Annotated in this window: 3 protein-coding genes; 1 reads left to right on the forward strand and 2 read right to left on the reverse strand. The window is 73.3% G+C overall.

Annotated features, from left to right (window positions below):
- Nucleotides 1–210 precede the first annotated feature (210 nt).
- Nucleotides 211–822, reverse strand: coding sequence for a dihydrofolate reductase family protein (locus E1283_RS35150; protein WP_132822222.1), 612 nt, complete (start codon nt 820–822; stop codon nt 211–213).
- A 67-nt stretch (nt 823–889) separates the two neighbouring features.
- On the opposite strand from E1283_RS35150, the gene E1283_RS35155 reads away from it, so the two are divergent.
- Nucleotides 890–1,468, forward strand: coding sequence for a TetR/AcrR family transcriptional regulator (locus E1283_RS35155; RefSeq protein ID WP_132822223.1), 579 nt, complete (start codon nt 890–892; stop codon nt 1,466–1,468).
- A 96-nt stretch (nt 1,469–1,564) separates the two neighbouring features.
- Here the strand turns inward: E1283_RS35155 and E1283_RS35160 are convergent, their stop codons facing one another.
- A complete protein-coding gene (locus E1283_RS35160; RefSeq protein WP_132822224.1) occupies nt 1,565–2,410 on the reverse strand; it encodes a DegV family protein in 846 nt (281 codons plus the stop codon).
- Nucleotides 2,411–2,491: the final 81 nt, after the last annotated feature.

The raw sequence follows: 2,491 nt of genomic DNA on the forward strand, positions 1-2,491 counted from the left end.
CGCCCCGGCCGCCCTCACCGGGACCACGGCCGGCCGCCGGCCCCCTGGCCCGTGCCGCTCGTCTCGTTCTCGTCTCCATGTCCCGGACGGTAGAACGGATTTCCCGGGCACATCGGAACAGGCCGTGGATCTGTGGACGATCGCGGACGTGTGGATAACTCGCTCACTCGTGTGAGTGAGGGCGGCCGACAGGACCGCCACGGACACGACCTAACGGCCGGCGGGACGGGTGAGGCGGGTGAGGCGGGTGAGAGTGACCCCGTTGGGGAAGGCGGTGCGCTCGGCGACGTCGAAGACGGTGGGGTCGAAGGCGCCGTCGACCACCGGGATTCCGGCACCCGCGACGACCGGATAGGTCTTGACCAGCAGTTCGTCGATCTCGGGCAACAGCGCGCCCGCGAGCCGGCCGCCCCCGCAGAGCCAGATGTCCAGGCCGGCGTCCGCCTCGCGCTTGAGCTCGCGGACCAGGGCGAGCGGGTCGCCAGGCACGACGGTGACGGCCGGGTCGATGTCCGGTTCGAGGGTGCTGGACACGACGTACTGGCGCAGGTGCGCGTACGGGCTGGTGATCCCGTTGTCGAGGGGGAGGCGGTAGGTGCCGAGGCCCATGACGACGGTGTCGAAGAGCCGGTTGGGCGCGTCCGCGACGCCGACGGCCGCGCGGTAGGCGGTCGGGACGGTGTCCGGGTACAGGGTGTTCATCCGGTTCGCGTAGGCGGCGGCCTGCCCCTCGTCGCCCTGCGGAAAGAAGTCGGCCTCGCCACCGGGGCCGGCGATGCGGCCGTCGAGCGAGACGGCGATGTAGTACACGAGCTTTCGCAAGCGGTCTCCATACGTAGTACTCTGCTTGAAGTGGTTTGAACGTAGTACTACAACTGGAGTGGTGTCAATGGTGAGACGGAACGCCCAGCGGCGCGCGGCCCTCGTCGACGCGGCGATCGAGGTACTGGCCCGGGACGGCGCCCGCGGCCTCACCTTCCGGGCCGTGGATGCCGAGGCCGCCGTTCCGGCCGGCACGGCGTCCAACTACTTCGCCACCCGCGACGACCTGTTCACCCAGGCCGGCGCCCGGGTCTACGAGCGACTCCAACCCGACGAGGCCACCGTCGCCCGCCAGCAGGCGGCCGGCCGCGACCGGGAGACCTACGCCGCCCTGATGCGCGAACTCGTGGGCCGCGTCGCCGCCTTCCGCACCGGTTACCTCGCGCTGCTGGAACTCCGCCTGGAGGCCACCCGCCGCCCCGAACTGCGCGACGTCCTCACCGAGCGGGTCCGGGCCGACGTCGACGCCAACGTCGCCCATCACGCGGCCTCCGGCCTCCCCGGCGACGCCACGGCCGTCAAGCTGCTCATGCTGACGCTGAACTGGCTGATCGTGGAGCAGCTCACCCTGCCGGACGTCTTCACCGAGGCGGAGCGTGAACAGCTGGTGACGGCCGCGGTGGAGCGTCTCGTGGCGGTGAAGTAGCCGACGCGCCCCGTCCGTTGCCGCTCTTTGCCGCCCGTTGCCGTCCGGCGCCCTCCGTTGCCGTCCGGCGCCCGCCGTCGACCCGGAGGCGACGGCCTAGCGTGGGGCGACCACCGCGCCCAGCAGGCCGGGCCCGGTGTGGGCCCCCAACACCGCGCCCACCTCGCTGACATGCAGCTCGGCGAGGCCGGGAAGCCGCTCCCGCAGCCGCTCCGCGAGCCCGGCCGCCCGCTCCTCGGCCGCCAGATGGTGCACGGCCACGTCCACCGGCCCGTTGCCCGCGTGCGCGACCGCCAGCTCCTCCAGCCGGGCTATGGCACGCGAGGCGGTCCGCACCTTCTCGGTCAACTCGATCCGGCCGTTGGCCAGTTCGAGCAGCGGCTTGACGGCGAGCGCGGACCCGAACAGGGCCTGCGCGGTGCCGATCCGGCCGCCGCGACGCAGGTGCTCCAGGGTGTCGACGTAGAAGTACGAGCGGGTGGCCTCGGCCCGCTTACGCGCGTACGCGACGGCCTCGTCGAGCGAACCGCCGGCCGCCGCCACCTCGGCGGCGGCCAACACGCAGAATCCGAGGGCCATCGCGACCAGGCCGCTGTCCACGACCCGCACCGGCACGGGGGCCTCGCGGGCGGCCACCACCGCGGCGTCGTGGGTGCCGGAGATCTCGGCGGACAGGTGCAGCGAGACGACGCCGTCGGCGCCGGCCGCGGCCGCCGCCCGGTAGGCGGCGGCGAACGTCTCGGGGCTCGGCCGGGAGGTGGTCACCGGCTGACGCTGCTGGAGCGCGTCGGCCAGCCGCCGCGCCGAGTCGCCGGTGCCGTCGGGTAGCGCCTCGCCGGCGATCACGACGGTCAGGGGCACGACGGTGATGCCGTGCGACTGGACCGCCGCCGGCGGCAGATACGCGGTGGAATCCGTGACGATGGCGACAGAGCGGGGCATAGACCGGAGCGTACCGGCCCTGGCGGGCCGGATCCGACCGGCGGCGGTGGCCGCTGCGACGGCCTGGGGTTTCTCCCCACC

Origin of the sequence: Streptomyces hainanensis, from assembly GCF_004348415.1 — a bacterium.
GTDB classification, from domain to species: domain Bacteria; phylum Actinomycetota; class Actinomycetes; order Streptomycetales; family Streptomycetaceae; genus Streptomyces; species Streptomyces hainanensis.

What these genes read in the sequence shown, in the direction of transcription:
- E1283_RS35155 (WP_132822223.1), top strand. Translation starts at nt 890, where the DNA reads ATGGTGAGACGGAACGCCCAGCGGCGCGCGGCCCTCGTCGACGCGGCG.
- E1283_RS35160 (WP_132822224.1), bottom strand. Translation starts at nt 2,410, where the DNA reads ATGCCCCGCTCTGTCGCCATCGTCACGGATTCCACCGCGTATCTGCCG.